We start from the raw sequence: 3,633 nt of genomic DNA, 5'->3' as shown, positions 1-3,633 counted from the left end.
CCCGAGATCGTCTTCTCGATGCCCGCGATCGAGAGGTCGTCGGCATCGCGCACCACCGGCACGACGAGGCCCTTATCGGTGCCGACGGCGATGCCGATGTGGTAGTAGTTCTTGTAGACGAGATCCTGCCCGTCGATCTCGGCATTGACCGCCGGCACGTCCTTCAGGGCGCCGATCACCGCCTTGGTGAAGAAGCCCATGAAGCCGAGCTTCGTCCCGTGCTTCTTCTCGAACATGTCCTTGTACTGGGTGCGCATCGCCATCACGGCGCCCATGTCGACGTCGTTGAACGTCGTCAGCATCGCCGCCGTGTCCTGCGCGTCCTTGAGGCGGCGGGCGATGGTCTGGCGGAGCTTGGTCATCCGCACGCGCTCCTCGCGCGCGGCGTCGTCGGGCTTGGAGGCCGGGCGCGGCGGGGTGGGGCGAGCCTCCTTGGCGGGCGCCGGCGCGGGCTGAGAGCCGCCCCTGCCCTGCTGCTCGCCCTTGGCGATCGCGCCGAGCATGTCGCCCTTGGTGACGCGGCCGTCCTTGCCGGTGCCGTTGAGGCCCGACGGATCGAGGCCGGACTCCCGCGCGAGCTTGCCCACCGCCGGGCCGTTGTCGCTGGACGGACGCGCGGCCGGGGGCGCCGCATCGCCGTGGTTGCCGTAGCCGGCCGCCGATTCCGTGGCCGGCGCCTCCTCGACGGGCTTCGTCTCGGCGGGGGCGGCCGCCTTCGGCGCCTCGCTGCGGCTCTCGGCCTTGGTCTCGGCGGCCTGCGTCTTCGGCTGCGCGGTCTCCTTCTTCGGCGCAGATTTGGCGCCGCCGGCGCCCGCCTCGACGATCGAGCCGAGCAGCGCGCCTGGCTCCACCGTCTCGCCGTCCTTGACCAGGATCTCGCCGAGTTCGCCGGCCGCCGGCGCGTTGACCTCCAGCGTCACCTTGTCGGTTTCGAGTTCGACCAGGGGCTCGTCGGCGGCCACCGCGTCGCCCGGCTTCTTGAACCAGCGGCCGATGGTGGCCTCGCTGACGGATTCGCCGAGCGTCGGGACGAGGATGTCGGTTGCCATGTGTGTTCACGCCGGATCGGTTGGGCCGTGCGGGACGACCGGGAGTCGGGACGGCGGCACGCGAGGCGCGCCGCCAACTCGCAAAAGGTCAGACGGCCAGCGCCTCGTTGAGGAACGCCTGGAGCTGGGCCTGGTGCTTCGACATCTGCCCGACGGCGGTCGAGGCCGAGGCCGGGCGGCCGACGTAGCGGGCGCGCTTGGCGGTGCAGCTCGCCTGGCCGAGCACCCATTCGAGGTAGGGCTCGACGAAGGACCACGCGCCCATGTTCTTGGGCTCCTCCTGGCACCACACCACCTCGGCGTTGCGGAATCGGCCCATCTCGTTGGCCAGCGCCTTCAGCGGGAACGGGTAGAGCTGCTCGACGCGCAGCAGGTAGACGTCGGAGACAGCCCGCTTCTCGCGCTCCTCCAGCAGGTCGTAGTAGACCTTGCCCGAGCACAGCACGACGCGGCGGATCTTGTCGTCGCGCACCAGCTTCACGCCGGTCTCGTCGCGCTCGGCGCCGTCCCACAGGATGCGGTGGAAGCTCGATCCTTCGGCGATCATCTCGATGCCCGACACCGCCCGCTTGTGCCGCAGGAGCGACTTCGGCGTCATCAGGATCAAGGGCTTGCGGAAGTCGCGCTTCAACTGGCGCCGGAGGATGTGGAAGTAGTTGGCCGGCGTCGAGCAGTTGGCGACCTGCATGTTGTCCTCGGCGCAGGATTGCAGGTAACGCTCCAGCCGCGCGGAGGAGTGCTCCGGCCCCTGGCCCTCGTAGCCGTGCGGCAGCAGCATCACGAGGCCGGACATGCGCAGCCACTTGCGCTCGCCCGACGCGATGAACTGGTCGATGACCACCTGCGCGCCGTTGGCGAAGTCGCCGAACTGCGCCTCCCACAGCACCAGAGCGTTGGGTTCGGCCGCCGAGTAGCCGTACTCGAAGCCGAGCACGGCCTCCTCCGACAGCATCGAGTTGATGACCTCCAGGGGCGCCTGACCCTCGCGGATCGCGTTCAGCGGCGTGAAGCGCTGCTCGTTCTCCTGGTCGATCACCACGGCGTGACGCTGCGAGAAGGTGCCGCGCTCCACGTCCTGGCCCGAGAGGCGGACGCGGTTGCCGTCGATGAGGGTCGCGCCGAAGGCCAGCGCCTCGGCGGTCGCCCAGTCGATGCCGGCGCCGGTCTCGACCGCCTTGGCGCGGTTGTCGAGGAAGCGCTGGATCGTGCGGTGCAGGTGGAAGCCGGGGGGCGCCTGGGTGATCTTCTGCGCGATCTCGCGCAAGGTCTCGGCGGGCACGCCGGTGCGGCCGCGGCGGGGGTCGTCCACGTCCTCGTGCACCGCCTTGAAGCCGGCCCAGCGCCCGTCGAGCCAGTCGGCCTTGTTGGCCTTGTAGGCGCCTGCGACTTCGAGCTCGCTGTCGAGCTTGGCCCGGAAGTCGGCCCTGCGGGCGTCGTAGGCGTCCTGGGTGATCGTGCCGTTCTCGACAAGCTTGCGCGCGTAGGTCTCCAGCACGGTCGGGTGCTTGCGGATGCGCTGGTACATCTTCGGCTGGGTGAAGGCCGGCTCGTCGCCCTCGTTGTGGCCGAAGCGGCGGTAGCACAGCATGTCGATCACCACCGGCTTGCCGAACTTCTGCCGGTACTCCACCGCGACCTTGGTCGCGAAGGTGACCGCCTCCGGGTCGTCGCCGTTGCAGTGGAAGATCGGCGCCTCGACCATCTTGGCCACGTCGGAGGGGTAGGGGGAGGAGCGCGAGAAGCGCGGATCGGTGGTGAAGCCGATCTGGTTGTTGATGATGAAGTGGATCGAGCCGCCGGTGCGGTGGCCCTTCAGGCCGGACAGCCCGAGGCACTCGGCGACCACGCCCTGGCCGGCGAACGCCGCGTCGCCGTGGATCAGCAGCGGCATGACGCTGCCGCGCTGGATGTTCGGCTTGGCGCGCTGGTCCTGCTTGGCGCGGACCTTGCCCAGCACCACCGGATCGACGATCTCGAGGTGCGAGGGGTTGGCGGTCAGCGACAGGTGGACGTTGTTGCCGTCGAAGGCGCGGTCGGAGGACGCGCCGAGGTGGTACTTGACGTCGCCCGAGCCCTCGACCTCGGCCGGCGAGGCCGAGCCGCCCTTGAACTCGTTGAACACCGCCCGGAAGGGCTTGGCCATCACGTTGGTCAGCACGTTGAGCCGACCGCGGTGGGCCATGCCGAGCACGATCTCGCGCACGCCCAGGGCGCCCCCGCGCTTGATGATCTGCTCCAGCGCCGGGATCATCGCCTCGGAGCCGTCGAGGCCGAAGCGCTTGGTGCCGGTGTATTTCAGGTCCAGGAACTTTTCGAAGCCCTCGGCCTCGATCAGCTTGTTCAGGATCGCTCGACGGCCTTCGGGGGTGAAGGAGATCTCCTTGTCCTTGCCCTCGATGCGCTCCTGGATCCACGCCTTCTCGGTGGGATCGGAGATGTGCATGAACTCGACGCCGAGCGTCTGGCAGTAGGTCCGCTCCAGGATCGCGACGATCTCGCGGATCGTGGCGAATTCCAGCCCCAGCACGTTGTCGAGGAAGATCGGCCGGTCCCAGTCGGATTCGAGGAAGCCGTAATGCTGCGG

General features: G+C 69.0%; 2 protein-coding genes. Both read right to left on the bottom strand.

Translation table 11 applies throughout. From position 1 onward, the window contains the following. Positions 1 to 1,049, bottom strand: a 1,049-nt coding sequence (locus ACFE8Y_RS21230; RefSeq protein WP_375466346.1) for a 2-oxo acid dehydrogenase subunit E2, incomplete at its 3' end; no start/stop codon positions are given. An 88-nt stretch (positions 1,050 to 1,137) separates the two neighbouring features. Beyond that, a partial coding sequence (locus tag ACFE8Y_RS21225; RefSeq protein WP_375466345.1) for a 2-oxoglutarate dehydrogenase E1 component occupies positions 1,138 to 3,633 on the bottom strand: 2,496 nt, incomplete at its 5' end.

The sequence above is a fragment of the uncultured Methylobacterium sp. genome (assembly GCF_964242245.1).
Lineage (GTDB): Bacteria > Pseudomonadota > Alphaproteobacteria > Rhizobiales > Beijerinckiaceae > Methylobacterium.
The sequence above is the reverse complement of the archived record's forward strand: the minus strand, read 5'-3'. Positions and strand labels throughout refer to the sequence as shown.